Here is a 16,146-nt window from a genome sequence, read left to right on the forward strand (position 1 = left end):
CAGGTCCGACGCCTTCGCGAGCAAGCTTTGCTCCTACAGGGGACGGCGATGGCTGCAAATCCTGTGAACAACACCCAACCAATGTGGGAGCGAGCCTGCTCGCGAAAGCGGCGTGTCAGGCGACATCGTTATTGACTGTGCCACCGCCTTCGCGAGCAGGCTCGCTCCCACAGGGGACGGTGTTGGCTGCAAATCCTGTGAACAACACCCAACCAATGTGGGAGCGAGCCTGCTCGCGAAAGCGGCGTGAACACGATGCTGATTGAATCTACTAAATCCGATAGCGCCAAATCCCCCAACCACTGGCCCCAAACGCCCCAATTCCGTAACATCCCCACCCCTCATTCCCCGCAACTCCCGCGGCCAGTTCCATCGGTCCGCTTTTCAGGTAAGTCATGAAACCACAACGTCTGCGCGCCGATGCCCTGGCCGGGCTCACTACATCCTTTGCGTTGCTGCCCGAATGCATCGCCTTCGCCCTGGTCGCTCATCTCAATCCGCTGATGGGCCTGTACGGTGCGTTCATCATTTGCACCCTGACCGCATTGTTCGGCGGGCGGCCGGGGATGGTGTCCGGTGCGGCCGGGTCGATGGCGGTGGTGATTGTGGCGTTGGTGGTGCAACACGGCGTGCAGTACTTGCTGGCCACGGTGCTGCTCGGCGGGTTGATCATGATGGCGTTCGGGTTGCTGCGATTGGGCAAGCTGGTGCGCATGGTGCCGCACCCGGTGATGCTCGGTTTCGTGAATGGCCTGGCGATCATCATTGCCCTGGCGCAACTGGAGCATTTCAAGAGTGGCGACACCTGGCTCACTGGCACGCCGCTGTATGTGATGAGCGGGTTGGTGGCGCTGACGATGGCGATTGTCTATTTGCTGCCGCGCCTGACTCGCGCGGTGCCGCCGGCATTGGTGGCGATTCTGGGGGTCGGGTTGGCGGTGTATCTGCTGGGCTTGCCGACGCGCACCTTGGGCGACATGGCGCACATTGCCGGTGGCTTGCCGAGCTTCGCGCTGCCGGACATTCCCTGGAGCCTGGACACCCTGCGCATCATCGCGCCTTACGCGATTCTGATGGCGCTGGTCGGTCTGCTGGAAACCCTGCTGACCCTGAACCTCACCGACGAAATCACCGAAAGTCGCGGCTACCCGGATCGCGAATGCGTGGCGCTGGGTGCGGCGAATATGGTGTCGGGTGCGTTCGGCGGCATGGGCGGTTGCGCGATGATCGGCCAGACCGTGATCAACCTCAGTTCCGGTGGTCGTGGCCGACTTTCAGGCGTGGTCGCCGGGGTGATGATTCTGTTGTTCGTGCTGTTTCTGTCGCCGCTGATCGAGCGTATTCCGCTGGCGGCGCTGGTCGGCGTGATGTTCGTGGTGTCGCAGCAGACTTTCGCCTGGGCCTCGCTGCGGGTAATCAACAAAGTGCCGCTCAACGATGTGCTGGTGATCATCGCCGTGACCACCATCACGGTGTTCACCGACCTGGCGACGGCCGTGCTCTGCGGCATCATCATTGCCGCGCTCAACTTCGCCTGGCAGCAGGCCCGCGAGCTGTACGCCGACACCTATCTGGAATCCGACGGCAGCAAACTCTATCGCTTGCACGGCACGTTGTTCTTCGCCTCGACCACGCCTTTTCTTGACCAGTTCGACCCCGCCAACGACCCCGCTCAAGTGACCCTCGATTGCCGTCACCTGAGCTTTGTCGACTACTCGGCCATCGCCGCGTTGAAGACGTTGCGTGAGCGCTACGACAAGGCTGGCAAGCACCTGCGGGTGTTTCACTTGTCGGAGCGCTGCAAGCAAATGCTCAAACGTGCGGGCGGGGATTACCACTGATGAGCTTCAGCGATCCCGCAGAAGCTCATCGACCACGCCCATAAACGCCTCGACCAGCAGCGAGCGTCCTTGGGTTCGCGTGAGTATCAGCAATTGTGCGCACGCTTCGGGGTCAGCCAGTGGGCGGTAGGTCACGCCCTTTTTGGCCAGGGTCTTGGTGCACTGGGGCACCAGCGCGACGCCTCTGCCGGCAGCCACCAGGGCGATGATCGAGGTGATCTGGCGGCCGGACGGACCGGGTCGCATGGGCAACCCGTTACGTCGGTACAGATGCTCGATGGACTCATTGAGCCCGGAGCCATAATCTGCCGGAAACTGAATTAACGGGTGCGCACTGAGTTCGGCCAAGGTGACTTCGTCCTGGCTGGCCAGCGGGTTGTCGCTGGACAGGGCGGCCACCAAAGGCTCACCGCCCAGCGACAAGACCTGCACCTCGGTTTGTCCGCTTTCAGGCAGCAATCGGCTCATGCCGATGTCGATGCGGCCATCGATTACTTGCGAATACAGACTGCTGGACGCACTTTCCACCAGGGTCAACTGGACATCCGGGAAGCGTTGGGCGAAGGCCTGGATGGTCTGGCTGAACAGATCCGACAGCGCAATCGAACTGGCATACCCCAGCGCCAATTGCCCGGCCGTTCCGGCAGCCAGCTTGCCGGCGATGACTTCGGTCAGGCTGGCCTGGTCCAGCACGGCGCGGGCGTACGGCAGGAAATGCCGGCCCTGTGCAGTGAGCGTGACCGTGCGGCTGGTGCGATCGAACAGGCGAAAGCCCAGCTCGGATTCCAGGGCCGAAATCTGTCGGGTCAGGGGTGGCTGGGCGAGGTGCAGGCGCAACGCTGCGCGGCCAAAGTGCAGCTCTTCGGCGACCGTCAAAAAGTAACGTAACTTGCGTAGGTCAAGCATCCTGTTCCTTGGGTATTGATCGGTCCGAATTCGGTATTGGTGTTCGGCAGGGTGCGTATTCTATAAAGACCTCCGAGGAGAAAACGAGAGGTCTCATGAATTCGCGCCTGCACAGTGCTCGCGTCGCCCTGTTCCTGTGTGGCTGTGCGGCTTTTCTCAACCTCTATTCAACCCAGAGCATCCTCCAGGAGTTTGCCCTGAGTTTTCAGGTGAGCGCCCGCCAGGCGGGATGGAGCATCACGGTCACCACCCTGGCAGTCGCCATCACCGCCCCCTTTATCAGTCGCCTGACCGGTCGATTCGAGCAACGCTCGGTGATTGTCATCGCGTCGCTGCTGTTGGCGGTGCCCGCACTGCTGACCGCGCATGCGGGCAGCTTCGCCGAATTACTGGTCTGGCGCTTCGTTGAAGGCATGCTGATCCCGGTGGTTTTCGCCACCAGCGTAGCCTACATCGGCGACCGCTGGAGCGGTGGCACCGTCACCGAAATCACCAGCCTTTATGTAGCGGGCACAGTGCTGGGCGGTTTTGCCGGGCGCTTCGTGTCGGGGATCATGACCGAGTACGTGGGCTGGCGTGAAGCCTTTGAGCTGCTGACGGCGATAAGTGTGCTGGTTGGCGTGGCCATCTATTTCCTGTTGCCGGCTAATCCAGTGTTGGTGGCCAAGGCCTCGCCTGTTCGCCTGCGAGGGTTTCGCGAGCTGTGCAGCAAACCCTTGCTGGCCGCGTATGGCGTCGGTTTCTGTGTGTTGTTCTCCCAAGTGGCGACCTTTACTTATGCGGGGCTGTACCTCAGTCAGGCGCCGTTCAACCTGGGCGCGGCGGCGCTGGGGACGATTTATGCGGTGTTCCTGTTGGCGCTGGTGGTCATCCCGATTGCCGGACGCCTGAGCAAAGCCCGGCCGCAAGCCGAATTGCTGACCGGCGCGGTTTTGCTCGGCGTCTGTGGCTCGGTCCTGACCTTGCTGCCGTCGCTGTGGCTGATCGTGCTGGGCCTGGCCCTGAGTTCGACCGGGGTGTTTCTCGCCCAGGCGTCCGCGAATGCCTTCATCACCGCAACGACCCCGCACAACAAGGGCGGGGCAGTGGGGCTGTACCTGACGGGTTATTACCTGGGCGGCAGTTTCGGCGCGGTCGTCCCCGCGATGATCTGGAGTCGTTGGGGCTGGCAAGGCTGTGTGGCGCTGATTATCGGCTTCCAGTTGTTGTCGTTGCTGATCGCCTTGACTGGCTGGAAACCCCTCAAACCCGATACACCGGTCGCGCGCGGCCGCAGCGGTGAACCTGCCTGATTCATCATCCAATAATGGAATATAAGAGGTGACCATGAGTAACGTAATAGCCCGGCACAGCCAGTTGTTGAAGATCGTCGAGCCGGTGTTGAACGACATGCCGGCCAGTGTCTTGAAGCATGCGTTGTTCGAGGCGTTCTGGAGTGAAGAAGAGGCCCTGGTGGACATCGAAGAGGCTTTCGAGCAACTCACCTCGCGTCGTCATTCACCGGTGGCACTGCGCAAGTTTTTCGCCAGTTGGTCCAAGACCAACAACTCGGCGACCAGTGTGTCCGGCCTGGCCAATCGGATTACCTTGCTGGCGCGTTCCGAACAGGGTTCGGTGGCGGCCGAGCAGCTCTATCGCGCCTGCGGCAGCCTGCAACGGATTACCGATGAAGACCTCGGCGCGTTGGGCAATACCCTGCACTCGGACCTGTTCTACAACATGGCGACGCCGTTGTGCGGCGATGACCAGTGGCTGTTGAAGGAAAATTGCCTGCCGTCGGCCCAGGCGTTCAAGGACTGGACTGACACCCGCCGCCTGCGCGATCGCGATTTGTTGCAAGGTCTGCTGACAACCCTGATCCATGAGGTCTACACCCACGGTGAAGTGGAGTTTATCCACCCGTTGTACAAGCAGTGGTTCGTCCGCGACATGGGCGTGCCAGAGTCCAAGGCCCGCGCGACGGTGGCCTGGGTGACCGTGCACACCGGCGGCACCGAGAGCAATCATTTCGCGCATGCCGTGGCGGCAGTCAGTGAGTTTGTCGATGCGATGCAGATTGCCATCGACCACAACACCGCGCGGGAGATTTTCGCTGAGTACCTGCGCCGCAAGGCCAGCGTGATGAAGGATTGCGCGCAGGTATTGCAGTGATCGGGAACTCCGCCGACCGGTGCAACCCCGGTGCGATCCTGCTTAACTATCAACGTCAACTTCGTAACTGCTCAAGCCAATGAACGATCTGAAACACGCATCAGCTTCCTTGCCGACGGTGAAATCTGCCGACGCTTCTGTACGTCGCCGATCCCTGGTGGCGGGTTGCGGCGCCCACGCCGTTCACGACGGGCTGACCGACGTGATTTATGTGCTGTTGCCAATCTGGCAGGCACAGTTCGGCTTGAGTTTCGCCCAGATCGGCCTGTTGCGCGGTGCCTATGCCGGGATGATGGCCGGCTTTCAACTGTTGGCGAGCCGGGCCGCCAAACGCTGGGGGCGCGAACGCATGTTGGTGGGCGGCACGGCACTCGCCGGCCTGGCCTATCTGCTGGCGGGGCAGGCGGGCGGGTTGACGGTGTTGTTGCTGGCGCTGCTGTTGGGCGGATTGGGCGCGAGTACCCAGCACCCGCTGGCCTCTTCGTTGATCACCGATACTCACGAGGCTGGCGGTGGGGTCAAGCAAGCGCTGTCGCAGTACAACTTCTCCGGTGACATCGGCAAAACCTTGATTCCGGGGTTGATCGGTTTGTTGCTGACGGTCATCAGCTGGCGCGCCAGCGTCACGCTGCTGGGCCTGCTCGGACTGGCCGCCGCAGGTTTGTTGTGGTGGCTGATTCCGGCGCGTTCGGAATCTTTGTCCAGCCAGGGCAAAGCCTCCAAGGCGATCACGGGCAGCGGTTCTGCCAGCGGATTGCGCGCGCTGATCCTGACCGGAACCCTGGACAGCGCGGTGCGCATGGGTTTTCTCACGTTCTTGCCCTTTCTGTTGAAAGACAAGGGCGCCGGGACGGCAGGTATCGGCCTGGCGCTGACGATGCTGTTTGTCGGCGGCGCGTTCGGCAAGTTGTTGTGCGGCTATCTGGGCGCGCGCATCGGCATGGTCAAAACCGTGTGGCTGACCGAGTTCACCACCGCGGTGTTGATCGTCATGGCGGTGTACTTGCCGTTTCTTGGCCTGATGGTGATGTTGCCGCTGCTGGGCCTGGCGCTTAATGGCACCTCGTCGGTGCTGTACGGCGCGGTGCCGGATCTGGCGGGGCCGGGGAAACGCGAGCAGGCGTTTGCGGTGTTTTACACCGGCACCATTGGCGGTGGCGCGCTGGCGCCGGTGTTGTTTGGCAGCCTCGGCGACGTCACCGGCGTCCCCATCGCGGTGATCCTGTTGGCGGCCACGTTGTTGCTGACACTGCCGCTGTCCTGGTTGGTGCAACGAGGCCTCGACGCGGATGCGCGGCTTTATCAGGGCGCGAGTTGATCGCCGGTTCCTGAGTTGATCGAGACGTTGTTGCTCGAACTTTCCTGAATACCTATTTCACTTCAGGCACGTTGCGACGGGCAGTTTGCTCAGTCGCGATGCTGCGTGGACGAAGTGCAACTCATCGGCAAAGCTCCCGAAATAACCCAAGTGATGCAGCCCCGGTATTTGTTGTTTTTCCAGTATCAATAACGACGTAAACGGTATTGGCCGGTGTTTAAACCGGTGGTCAGAATGTGAGAAGACCCGTTCGGTAAAGGTGCCCGGTTTTGGACTTGCGGGGGAACTGCATGTCACCCGGTCGCCTGGTTTTCAAATCGTTTTCGCAGGTAAAACAATGAATAACAGCAATACCTCTGCAATCCGATTGTCGTTATCCCATCGTGCGTTGAATCTCAGTGCACCGGGCACTTCCAGCATGCGCAGTAAAGCCAATGCGTTGAAGGAAAAGGGCGTCAAAGTCATCAACTTTGCGGCCGGCGAATTATCATTCGACGCTTGCCAGGAAATGAAAGCAGGCGCCATCGAAGCCATTGAAGGTGCACGCAATCGTTATACCCCGCCGATTGGCTTGCCCCAACTTCGGGAGAAACTGGCGCAACAGGTCAGTCAGCGTTGCGGTGTTTCATACGCCGCCAATGAAGTGGCTGTAACAGCGGGCGCCAAACAGGCGCTGTATAACGCGGCAATGGTGCTGCTCGATCCCGGTGACGAGGTCATCGTCGCGACGCCTTATTGGGAAACCTTTCCAACGCAAATCCTGCTGGCCGGTGGCATTCCGGTGCTAGTCGATACCAGGGCCGATGACTACCGACTGACCTGCAAGGCCGTCGAAAGAGCTTTGACCCCGCGCACTAAAATGATCGTGATCAACACGCCCAATAACCCGACGGGCACGGTCTATCAACGGGAACAGCTACTGGGGATTGCCCAACTCGCATTCGATCATCAACTCTGGGTGGTGTTCGACGAGTGTTATCGCAAACTGGTGCGCGAGCCCCACGAACATCACAACATCGTGTCGCTGTTTCCGGCGCTCAAACACCAGACCATCCTGGTTGATTCGTTCTCCAAGAGCCAGGCCGTCACCGGTTGGCGCATAGGTTATGCCTGCGCCCCGGCGCATGTGATCGCGGCCATGCATAACTTGCAAGGGCACACGACTTCCAACCCCAGCAGTCTTTCGCAATATGCCGCGTTGAACACGTTGACCGCCGATTCCCCGGACTTTGCCCGCAAGGTAAACACCTTTCTCGATCAACAACTGGTGGCGGCGTGCACGTGCCTTGGTTATGTCGACGGCATTACGTGCGCGCCACCGGAAGGTGCGTTTTATCTGTTTGTCGATGTCTCGCGTTATCTGGGTCGCTATTACCTCGGTACAAAGATCCGCGACGTCGATCACCTCGCCGATTTGTTATTGACCGAAGCGCATATCGCCGTGGTCCCCGGCTCGGGTTGCGGTGATCCCAACAGCATTCGTATTTCGTACGCCGTCGAGCGTGCAGAGTTGATCGAAGGGCTGACGCGCTTCGGGCAATTCATGTCGGAAGTCGTCGCGGATTGATGGCTGTTATTCATCTTGTTGTAGCGCAGTGACCCACTAAACAAGGAGAACAATGTGGAGAAGTTAAGCCGGAATTTCATCGAGTACGTCAATCAGGCCCTGGTTGATGTCGAGGACAGGAATCTTGTTGAAGCACTGCTGAGTGGTTTTCACAGCCATCCCGACAAGTTGGATAAATACTGCGAGACCTATGTCGAGATGACGTCCAACAACTGGACCGAGTCTTCTCTGTGCACGTTCTTTTGTGGCTGGCGCAGCCCCGACGGTGCGGCCCATGCGGTCTCCAGCATTATCGTGCGAATCCTTCAGGAGTCCGAGTCGCTGACCGACGATGCCAAGTTGAAGATGCTGGAAGCGGCGCGGCACTGTGGCGAGATCATCATTGAAGATGTGGGCCTGGGTGAAATGCACGGGCATCCGCATCATTCGAAGTTGTATTACCGCATGGCGTCGGCCATTTGCGGCTCCGATGACTGGCGTCTTCAGGACCGGTACCTGGACCCGATCACCAAAGAGTTTTCCAGTTGGGTCGGGGAAACCAGGCCACTGGCACCGAACCTCATCGAAGCCCTTGAGATGATGGCCATGACCGAGCTGTTCAACACCGGGGAATACAACTTGATGACCCCGATGTGGAAACAATGGCTGCGCGAGGTTCGGGGTTATCCGTCGGGTGAAGCCAATCGGGTCGCTGCCTTCCTCAGCGTGCATTGTGGCAGCGTCGAGGCGCGTCATTTCAAGCACGCGGCAGAGGCGTTGAAACTCTACGCCAGCGCGACTCGGCAACCGATCAACTATTCCCGTATCGAGCGTCTGTCCAAGGATTACGTAGCCAGGGCCTGCGTGCACCTCGGCAAAATGGCGTCGGTGTTGAAGAGCGAAGTACCTGCCTGGGACTGACAGGGGCGTCAGGCAACACGGGCCTCGGGCCATACCTTTCCATGCTGACGGATCCCGCCGTCAGCGGTTTTCTACAGGTTGAATAAACATGCGTGTCGAGTCTGATTCAATGGGGTCCATCGAGGTGCCTTCCGACAAGTATTGGGGTGCCCAAACCGAACGTTCCATCCACAATTTCCCGATTGGCCGGGCACGCTTTCAGTGGGGCACGCCGATGATCAAGGCGATGGGGATCCTGAAAAAATCCGCAGCGCTGGCCAATCTCAAACTGGGTGAGTTGCCCGAGTCCATCGCGTTGCCGATTGTCGCGGCGGCGGATGAAGTGATTGCCGGGCATCTCGACGATCACTTTCCCCTGGTGGTGTTCCAGACCGGCTCCGGCACCCAGTCCAACATGAATGCCAACGAAGTCATTTCCAACCGCGCCATCGAGATGGCCGGCGGTGTGATGGGCAGCAAGGCGCCGGTCCATCCCAATGACCATGTGAATCGCGGGCAATCCTCCAACGACACCTTTCCGACCGCGATGTACATGGCGGTGGTCAGCGAGGTCTTCGAAACGCTGCTGCCTGACGTCTCTCTACTGCGCGACACCCTGGCTGACAAATCGCTGCAGTTTTGCGAAGTGGTGAAAGTCGGGCGCACTCACTTGCAAGACGCGACGCCGATTACCCTGGGGCAAGAGATCGGCGGTTGGGTCGAGCAGATTGATTATGCGTTGGCGTCGATTCAGCACAATTTGGCCGGCCTCTATGACCTGGCGATTGGCGGCACGGCAGTCGGCACGGGGTTGAACGCCCACCCGTTGTTTGGTGACGAGTGTGCCAGGGTGATTGCCGAGTTGACCGGTTATCCGTTCAAATCCTGCGCGAACAAGTTCTTTGCCTTGTCGGCCCACGATGCATTGGTAAACACCTCGGCCGCAATCCGCACGCTGGCCATGGCGTTGCTCAAGATCGCCAACGATGTGCGCTGGCTGGCCAGCGGACCTCGATGCGGCATCGGCGAAATCGATATTCCGGAGAACGAACCGGGCTCGTCCATCATGCCGGGCAAGGTCAACCCGACCCAGTGCGAGGCGCTGACGATGGTCTGCACTCAAGTCTTCGGCAACGATGCGACCGTGGCTTTCGCCGGCAGCCAGGGCAATTTCCAGCTCAATGTCTATAAGCCGGTGATGGTCCACAACGTGCTGGAGAGCATCACGTTATTGGCGGACGCGTGCCGGGCCTTCAACGATAACTGCGCGGTTGGCATCGAGCCGAACCTGAGCAAAATCCACGAAAACCTCGAAAAAAACCTGATGTTGGTGACCGCACTCAATCGGCATATCGGTTACGACAAGGCGGCCGTCATCGCCAAGACCGCTCACCACAACGGCAAGTCATTGCGGGAGGTAGCAGCGGAGTTGGGCCTGGTTTCCACACAGGATTTCGACCGATACGTGGTGCCGCTGGACATGACTCATCCTTGACTATCGCGCCGTTGCTCGCCTAATTATAAAAATGGAGCCTGGATTTGTATGGATACTGAAACCCGCCGAACCCACCTGGCAACACTGTTCAACAGCAAGCGTTGCCTGCGTGTCCTCGAAGCCCACAGTCCGATATCTGCGCTATTGGCACAGCGGGCCAAACTTGAAGTGGCTCCGGGGCAAAGCGTGTCGTATGACGCCATTTGGTCGAGTTCGTTGACGGACTCGACCCAGCGCGGCTTGCCGGACATTGAAATTCTCTCGCCGAGTAACCGGTTGCACGGTATCCGCGAGATTTTTGATGTCTGCTCGATGCCGTTGATTTTCGATGCCGATACCGGCGGCAAATCCGAGCATTTTGCGATTCATATCAAAATGCTCGAGCGGGCCGGCGTCTCGGCGGTGGTCATCGAAGATAAATGCGGGCTGAAGAAGAACTCGTTGTTCGGCACTGCGGTCAACCAGGAGCAAGAGTCCATCGAAGAGTTCTGCGAAAAGATTCGGGCCGGCTGTGCCAGCCGCGACAGCCAGGGACTGATGATCATCGCGCGGTGTGAAAGCCTGATTCTCGACAAGGGCATGCAAGACGCCCTTGAGCGTTGCATGGCGTACGTCGACGCAGGCGCCGACGGCATCATGATTCACAGCCGCAAAAAGGACGGTCTGGAAATCCTCGAGTTTGCCCGGTTGTTCCGTCTGCAATGCCCGCAGGTGCCGCTGATTTGCGTGCCGACCAGCTACTCCCATCTGCGATTTGAGGTCTTGGAGAAAGCCGGATTCAACGCGGTGATTTACGCCAATCACATGTTGCGCAGCGCGTACCTGGCGATGCGGGATATTGCCGATGGCATCCTGGCCAACGGACGAACCCTGGAGATGGAACCGCGTTGCCTGGGGATCGATGAAATACTCGATCTGGTTCCTGGCACCCGTTAAGTCTTTTGGACAGCGCTTCATCCTGTGGCGAGGGGGTTTACCCCCGTTCGAGTGCGCAGCGCTCGCTTTTTTTTTCGGGTCGCTTCGCAACCCAACGGGGGTAAACCCCCTCGCCACAGCAAGCTCCCTCGCCACAGATTCAGTGTCAGGCTGTGGATTTACCGTTCGGGAAGTCCCCAGCTCTCACGCAGCTGCGCATATTCCGACTCCGGCAACTGCACCAGCAACGGCCCCTGGCGCGGGTCCAGCCAGCTCAATAGCCGATTGATATCCGCCGGATCCATCGCCGTACACCCCAACGTCCCCGACGTCGGCCCTCGCCAGATATGCAAGAAAATGCACGAACCTGCGCCAGCCACCGCCGGTGTGTTGTGCTCGATGAAAATACCGTTGCGGTACATGTCATCGTCGCGGCGCATGCGTTCGGAGCTGTTCCAGTCCTTGGTCACCGTGGCCCCATCGACCAGTTCGTTGTAGCGCCTGGACTGGCCGTCATCCACGCATTCTATGGTCGGGCTCAGCGACTGGTAGGGCAGTCGGGTGTCAGCGGTGCTGGCGTAACCGAAGGCTGTGCCCAGCTTGAACATCCCGGCCGGTGCCTTGCCGTCGCCTTCGCGTTTGACCGGTCCTGCACGTTGCTCGACAACGGTCAGGCCTTTACCCCAGGCCAGTCCGCTTTTACCGACCACCACTGCAAACGGTTCGCCGACTTTTTCAAAGGTTTGTCCGTGGCGCTCATAGCGTTGGGCGGTGCCCTGGATGTCGGTCCAGTTCTTAGTGGTGACGATGATCAACTGATGACTGCTGCTGAGTTCCATCGGGGTAATGGGAAAATCCATCACTTGGTTCAACGCCGGATTGCCGGTGTAAGTGAAGTGCCACCACTCTTTCGAGTAACCGACAAACCCTTCTTTTTGCATGGCGCTGGTGAGTCGCTGGCGATTGGCTTTGGCGGTCGCGTTGATCGCCGTGCTGTCGGCGTGTGCCGGTTCGTCGAAGCAGTCGAAACCGGTGCCCATGTCCAGCGCGCCGTCCTGCCAGCGCTGGCCATACGGGGCGGTGCAATCGACTTGCCTGGCCGAGGCTGACCCAGTGGCGGCGGGCAGGGCATTCGGGCCGGTCAGGGTCAGGTCCATCGTGCTGCCTTTGGAGTGACCCGAGACTCGGGCCACATACCCCAGGCGCCAGAAGTCTTGCTTGTCCACGCGGGGATAGAATTCGGCTTTGGTCGGATCGCCCGGCACCTTGGCGAAGTTGCCCATGTCGGCGACCGCACGGGCCGGTCGATAGCAGTCGAACACCTTCAGCCCGTAGCCCTGCGCGTGCAGTGCGGTTTGCACTCGGGCCAGGGCTTTGGCCGCGTCCACTGACAACAGGCACTCGGGCGCCTCGTACCCGTCGAGCGGGTGGCCGGTGAAGTTGTGGGCCGTGGCGTAGCGGATGTCCTGCTGAATGCTCGGGTCGATCGAGCGCAAGTAGACCATGTGCTCGGGCCGTGGCTCGGCGCTCGCCAGGCATGGCACGACGAGGCACAGGGTGGACAGGATTTTGCTCAGAGTGCCCATGGCAGGTCTCCAAAAAGTCAGGTGCGACGGGCGATGTACACGAGGCTTTGCGGTTGCCCCGGTACGTCATCGAGCTCACTGAAACGCTGCATGCCGATTTTCTCCAGCACGCCGATGGAAGCCAGATGACTCGGCCGGACCAGCGCAAACACTTGCTCGGCCTTCAGTTCTTTGAAGGCGTACGCCAGCGCAGTGGTGCCTAATTCCGTGGCAAACCCCTTGCCCCACGCTGCGGAATCAAACCGATAACCGAGGTTGAGGCGCTCGACGTCGAGGTAGTTGTACAACGCAATGCCGCCGAATCCGATGACATGCTCCGGTGCTTCCCGGGTGGCAATCGCCCATTGTCCGTAGGCGTTTTTGTCCCAGTGGCGGAGCCAGCCTTCGAGCAGGTTTTCAGCTTGATGGATGTCGGTCAGCGGTCCGGCGGGGTTGAATTGATTGGTCGCCGGGTCGCCGTAGATGGCAAACAGGCGAGCCAGGTCTTCGGCCATCGGTGGCCTTAATATCAATCGCGCGGTGGTTTGTTGCATGGTCCGGTCAGTCCTTGGTCGGCACAGAAAGCGCCTGATGGGCGAGGCGCCAGGTCAGGGCATCGGTTGGCCCCGAGTGTATCGCCAACACGGAATTGAAGCGCCCGGGCTAACGAGCTTTTTTATCGCTCCCAAACATATTTTTAATATTTTTCCTCTGCAGAGGGATGTCGCACTATCGAGCCATACCCCGCGTGGTTCGGCTTTCCCGGATGAAGGCCTGTTACACAACGATGTCGGCCCAAGAGCCCGTCACGATGGAACTGTTATTGGTCTCTGGCCAGCACTGCCCGGCTTTACCCTAATTTTAAAAAACAGCTGTGGGAGCGTTCCATGTCTTTATCTTTGCGTACCTGTGTCCCGTTTACCCTGGCCCTGTTGTGCACCAGCGTGTTCGCCGCGCCTCAGGATCTGACCGTCATATCGTTTGGCGGCGTCACCAAGCAGGCTCAGGACAAAGCCTACTTCCAACCCTTCAATGCCAGTGGCGCCGGGCGCATCGTCGCCGGTGAATACAATGGCGAGTTGTCGAAAATCAAGGCGATGGTCGATGTCGGCCATACCAGTTGGGACGTGGTCGAGGTCGAGAGCCCGGAATTGCTGCGCGGCTGTGATGCCGGTTTGTTCGAGAAACTCGACCCGGCCAGTTTTGGCGACCAGAGCCAGTTCGTGCCGGGGACGTTTACCGAGTGCGGCGTGGCCACTTACGTCTGGTCGATGGTCATGGCGTTCGACCAGAACAAGCTGACCAAGACCCCGTCCTCGTGGGCGGATTTCTGGAACGTCAACGACTTCCCGGGCAAGCGCGGATTGCGCAAAGGCGCCAAGTACACCCTGGAAATCGCGCTGCTGGCTGACGGTGTCGCGCCGGATCAACTCTACAAAGTGCTGAACACCCCAGAGGGTGTGAGCCGTGCGTTTGCCAAGCTCGACAAGATCAAGTCGAACATCCAGTGGTGGGAGGCCGGTGCCCAACCGGCGCAGTGGTTGATTGCCGGTGACGTAGTGATGAGCGCCGCCTACAACGGCCGGATCGCCTCGGCGCAGAAGGAGGGCATGAACCTGAGCATCGTCTGGCCTCAAAGCCTCTACGACCCGGAATACTGGGCCGTGGTCAAAGGCACGCCGAACAAGGCCCTGGCCGAGCGCTTCATCGCATTCGCCAGCCAGCCGCAGACCCAGAAAGTGTTCTCGGAAAACATCCCTTACGGCCCGGTTCACCGCCAGGCGCTGGCACTCTTGCCGCCGCAAGTGCAGCAGCAACTGCCGACCGCCGACGCCAACATGGCCAAGGCCCGGGCGGTGGATGCGGAGTTCTGGGTGGATCATGGCGAGGAGCTGGAAGAACGCTTTAATGCGTGGGCGGCTCGTTAACTCCGTCGTTAACCTGTAGCGAGCAAACTTACTGTGGCGAGGGGGCTTTTGTGGTGAGGGGGTTTACCCCCGTTGGGTCGCGAAGCGTCCCCCGCTTTTAAGGGGACTGCTACGCAGTCCAACGGGGGTGAACCCCCTCGCCACAAAAGCTCCCTCGCCACAGGTCGGTGTTATGCCTTGGGCGCCACCAACCGCAACGCACTCGCCACACTCCCCACCGCCGCAAATCCCGCACCAATGCTCAGCGCCAGCACCGGGCCATGGGTGCCCGACATCCCGAAACTCAACGCGACCAACGCAGCGCCGGTCGCCTGGCCGATCAGCCGGGCCATGGCGATGGTGCCGCTGGCGCCGCTGCTGCGTTCGCGTGGGGCGCTGGTCATCAGGGCTTTCTGGTTCGGGGCCTGGAAGAAGCCGAACCCAATCCCGCAGATGATCATCCGAATCACGATCCCGGTAGCACTGAGATCTGCCGGCATGATCGCCAGGGACACCATCCCTGCACTGAGAATCGCCAGGCCGATACCACCAAGCAGGCCCGGCGGATAGGTATCGGACAAACGCCCGGCCATCGGTGCGATCAGCGCCACGACGATGGACCATGGGGTCATCAGAAAACCGGTCTGAATCGGATCGCGGCCCAGGGTGGTTTCGAAGAAGAAGGGCAACGAGACGAACGCCAACCCTTGAGTCGCGAAAGAACAGAACGCTGTCAGCGTCGACAGGGCAAACATCGGGCGCTTGAGCAAATCCAGCGGAAACATCGGTGCTGGATGCCCGGCTTCGCGGCGCAACATCAACGCCCCGGCGACCAGGAACACTGCCAGGGCGATCACCACGCTACTCATTGAACCCAGTTGCGCGGCTTGGCTCAACGCGAAAATCAATGCACCGAAAGTGATGACATTGAGCACAGCGGTCAGCCGGTCAAACACCACGGCTTTGGGCTGGCTGGTCGGCAAGGAACTCCAGGCGAAGCTCAGGGCAAACAACCCAAGGGGCAGGTTGATCGCAAACAGCCAGGGCCAATTGGCCACCGACAACACCAGTGATGCGATGGTCGGGCCGGCGGCGAAGCAGGTGCCGACCACCAGCGCGTTCAACCCCAGGCCTCGGCCCATGCGTTCCGGCGGGAAGATCAAACCGATCAGTGCGGCGTTCACGCTCATGATCGCACTGGCCCCGACGCCCTGGAGCACGCGGGCAACGGTCAGGGTCGGCAGCGACCACGCGAGCGCACACAACCCCGACGCCACCACGAACAGGATGATGCCGCTGAGGAATACTTTGCGGTGCCCGATGATACCGCCCAGCGCGGCGAACGGCAGTAATGTGGCCACGGCCGCCAGTTGGTAGGCGTTGATGATCCACACGGAGGCGGCGGGGGAGGCGTTGAGGTCTGCGGCAATAGTCGGGAGCGCGGTGTTGGCGATGGCGGTGTCGAGTACCGCCAGGGCAATCGACACCAGAATCGCCACCAGCCCGCGCAACTCGCGGGAGGTGAGTTTGCCGGGGGCGGCGGTCGGGAGCTGCGAGGCAGGCTGAGTCATACGGCGCGACCGCCCAAGGCAAGGAGTGAAA

The 16,146-nt window shown here is 60.2% G+C and carries 13 protein-coding genes; 9 read left to right on the top strand and 4 right to left on the bottom strand.

The features are described from left to right. Positions 1–395 precede the first annotated feature (395 nt). Positions 396–1,841 (top strand): SulP family inorganic anion transporter, encoded by a 1,446-nt coding sequence (locus ACIOYV_RS00220; RefSeq protein ID WP_401319796.1) that lies wholly within the window; start codon positions 396–398, stop codon positions 1,839–1,841. Between the two features lie 6 nt (positions 1,842–1,847). On the opposite strand, the gene ACIOYV_RS00225 is transcribed toward ACIOYV_RS00220, so the two are convergent. After that, on the bottom strand, positions 1,848–2,747 hold the full coding sequence (locus ACIOYV_RS00225; protein WP_290026521.1) for a LysR family transcriptional regulator: 900 nt from the start codon (positions 2,745–2,747) through the stop codon (positions 1,848–1,850). Between the two features lie 95 nt (positions 2,748–2,842). On the opposite strand from ACIOYV_RS00225, the gene ACIOYV_RS00230 reads away from it, so the two are divergent. The 7 genes from ACIOYV_RS00230 (at position 2,843) to aepX (ending at position 11,093) form a co-directional block, all read left to right on the top strand. Continuing rightward, positions 2,843–4,039, top strand: coding sequence for an MFS transporter (locus tag ACIOYV_RS00230; RefSeq protein WP_401319799.1), 1,197 nt, complete (start codon positions 2,843–2,845; stop codon positions 4,037–4,039). Positions 4,040–4,073: 34 nt separating this feature from the next. After that, the gene (locus tag ACIOYV_RS00235) at positions 4,074–4,898 is read left to right on the top strand and encodes a hypothetical protein (protein WP_401319802.1); all 825 of its coding nucleotides are present in this window, start codon (positions 4,074–4,076) and stop codon (positions 4,896–4,898) included. 79 nt (positions 4,899–4,977) lie between these two features. Beyond that, a complete protein-coding gene (locus tag ACIOYV_RS00240) occupies positions 4,978–6,216 on the top strand; it encodes an MFS transporter (RefSeq protein ID WP_401319804.1) in 1,239 nt (412 codons plus the stop codon). A gap of 337 nt (positions 6,217–6,553) precedes the next feature. After that, the gene (locus tag ACIOYV_RS00245) at positions 6,554–7,783 is read left to right on the top strand and encodes a pyridoxal phosphate-dependent aminotransferase (protein WP_401319806.1); all 1,230 of its coding nucleotides are present in this window, start codon (positions 6,554–6,556) and stop codon (positions 7,781–7,783) included. 54 nt (positions 7,784–7,837) lie between these two features. Further along, positions 7,838–8,683: a hypothetical protein gene (locus tag ACIOYV_RS00250; protein WP_163913842.1), complete on the top strand. Its 846-nt coding sequence runs from the start codon at positions 7,838–7,840 to the stop codon at positions 8,681–8,683. 88 nt (positions 8,684–8,771) lie between these two features. Beyond that, positions 8,772–10,157: a class II fumarate hydratase gene (gene fumC, locus ACIOYV_RS00255; RefSeq protein WP_401319809.1), complete on the top strand. Its 1,386-nt coding sequence runs from the start codon at positions 8,772–8,774 to the stop codon at positions 10,155–10,157. A gap of 48 nt (positions 10,158–10,205) precedes the next feature. Then, positions 10,206–11,093, top strand: a complete 888-nt coding sequence (gene aepX / locus ACIOYV_RS00260; protein ID WP_163913845.1) for a phosphoenolpyruvate mutase — start codon at positions 10,206–10,208, stop codon at positions 11,091–11,093. Between the two features lie 158 nt (positions 11,094–11,251). Here aepX and ACIOYV_RS00265 read toward each other — a convergent pair whose 3' ends face one another. Further along, a complete protein-coding gene (locus ACIOYV_RS00265; protein WP_401319811.1) occupies positions 11,252–12,658 on the bottom strand; it encodes a M15 family metallopeptidase in 1,407 nt (468 codons plus the stop codon). A 17-nt stretch (positions 12,659–12,675) separates the two neighbouring features. Beyond that, positions 12,676–13,191, bottom strand: a complete 516-nt coding sequence (locus tag ACIOYV_RS00270; RefSeq protein WP_401319813.1) for a GNAT family N-acetyltransferase — start codon at positions 13,189–13,191, stop codon at positions 12,676–12,678. Positions 13,192–13,524: 333 nt separating this feature from the next. Between ACIOYV_RS00270 and ACIOYV_RS00275 the strand changes: the two genes are divergently transcribed. After that, positions 13,525–14,565, top strand: coding sequence for an ABC transporter substrate-binding protein (locus tag ACIOYV_RS00275; protein ID WP_054053554.1), 1,041 nt, complete (start codon positions 13,525–13,527; stop codon positions 14,563–14,565). 170 nt (positions 14,566–14,735) lie between these two features. On the opposite strand, the gene ACIOYV_RS00280 is transcribed toward ACIOYV_RS00275, so the two are convergent. After that, positions 14,736–16,115, bottom strand: a complete 1,380-nt coding sequence (locus ACIOYV_RS00280; protein ID WP_401319815.1) for an MFS transporter — start codon at positions 16,113–16,115, stop codon at positions 14,736–14,738. Between the last annotated feature and the right edge of the window lie 31 nt (positions 16,116–16,146).

The organism is Pseudomonas sp. NPDC087342 (assembly GCF_044744265.1).
Taxonomy (GTDB): Bacteria; Pseudomonadota; Gammaproteobacteria; order Pseudomonadales; family Pseudomonadaceae; genus Aquipseudomonas; species Aquipseudomonas nunensis.

Excerpts from the sequence above, each read along its gene's own strand:
- ACIOYV_RS00275 (WP_054053554.1), top strand. The coding sequence starts at position 13,525 with ATGTCTTTATCTTTGCGTACCTGTGTCCCGTTTACCCTGGCCCTGTTG.
- ACIOYV_RS00220 (WP_401319796.1), top strand. The coding sequence starts at position 396 with ATGAAACCACAACGTCTGCGCGCCGATGCCCTGGCCGGGCTCACTACA.
- ACIOYV_RS00240 (WP_401319804.1), top strand. The coding sequence starts at position 4,978 with ATGAACGATCTGAAACACGCATCAGCTTCCTTGCCGACGGTGAAATCT.
- ACIOYV_RS00230 (WP_401319799.1), top strand. The coding sequence starts at position 2,843 with ATGAATTCGCGCCTGCACAGTGCTCGCGTCGCCCTGTTCCTGTGTGGC.
- ACIOYV_RS00270 (WP_401319813.1), bottom strand. The coding sequence starts at position 13,191 with ATGCAACAAACCACCGCGCGATTGATATTAAGGCCACCGATGGCCGAA.
- ACIOYV_RS00280 (WP_401319815.1), bottom strand. The coding sequence starts at position 16,115 with ATGACTCAGCCTGCCTCGCAGCTCCCGACCGCCGCCCCCGGCAAACTC.
- fumC (WP_401319809.1), top strand. The coding sequence starts at position 8,772 with ATGCGTGTCGAGTCTGATTCAATGGGGTCCATCGAGGTGCCTTCCGAC.
- ACIOYV_RS00245 (WP_401319806.1), top strand. The coding sequence starts at position 6,554 with ATGAATAACAGCAATACCTCTGCAATCCGATTGTCGTTATCCCATCGT.
- ACIOYV_RS00235 (WP_401319802.1), top strand. The coding sequence starts at position 4,074 with ATGAGTAACGTAATAGCCCGGCACAGCCAGTTGTTGAAGATCGTCGAG.
- aepX (WP_163913845.1), top strand. The coding sequence starts at position 10,206 with ATGGATACTGAAACCCGCCGAACCCACCTGGCAACACTGTTCAACAGC.
- ACIOYV_RS00225 (WP_290026521.1), bottom strand. The coding sequence starts at position 2,747 with ATGCTTGACCTACGCAAGTTACGTTACTTTTTGACGGTCGCCGAAGAG.
- ACIOYV_RS00265 (WP_401319811.1), bottom strand. The coding sequence starts at position 12,658 with ATGGGCACTCTGAGCAAAATCCTGTCCACCCTGTGCCTCGTCGTGCCA.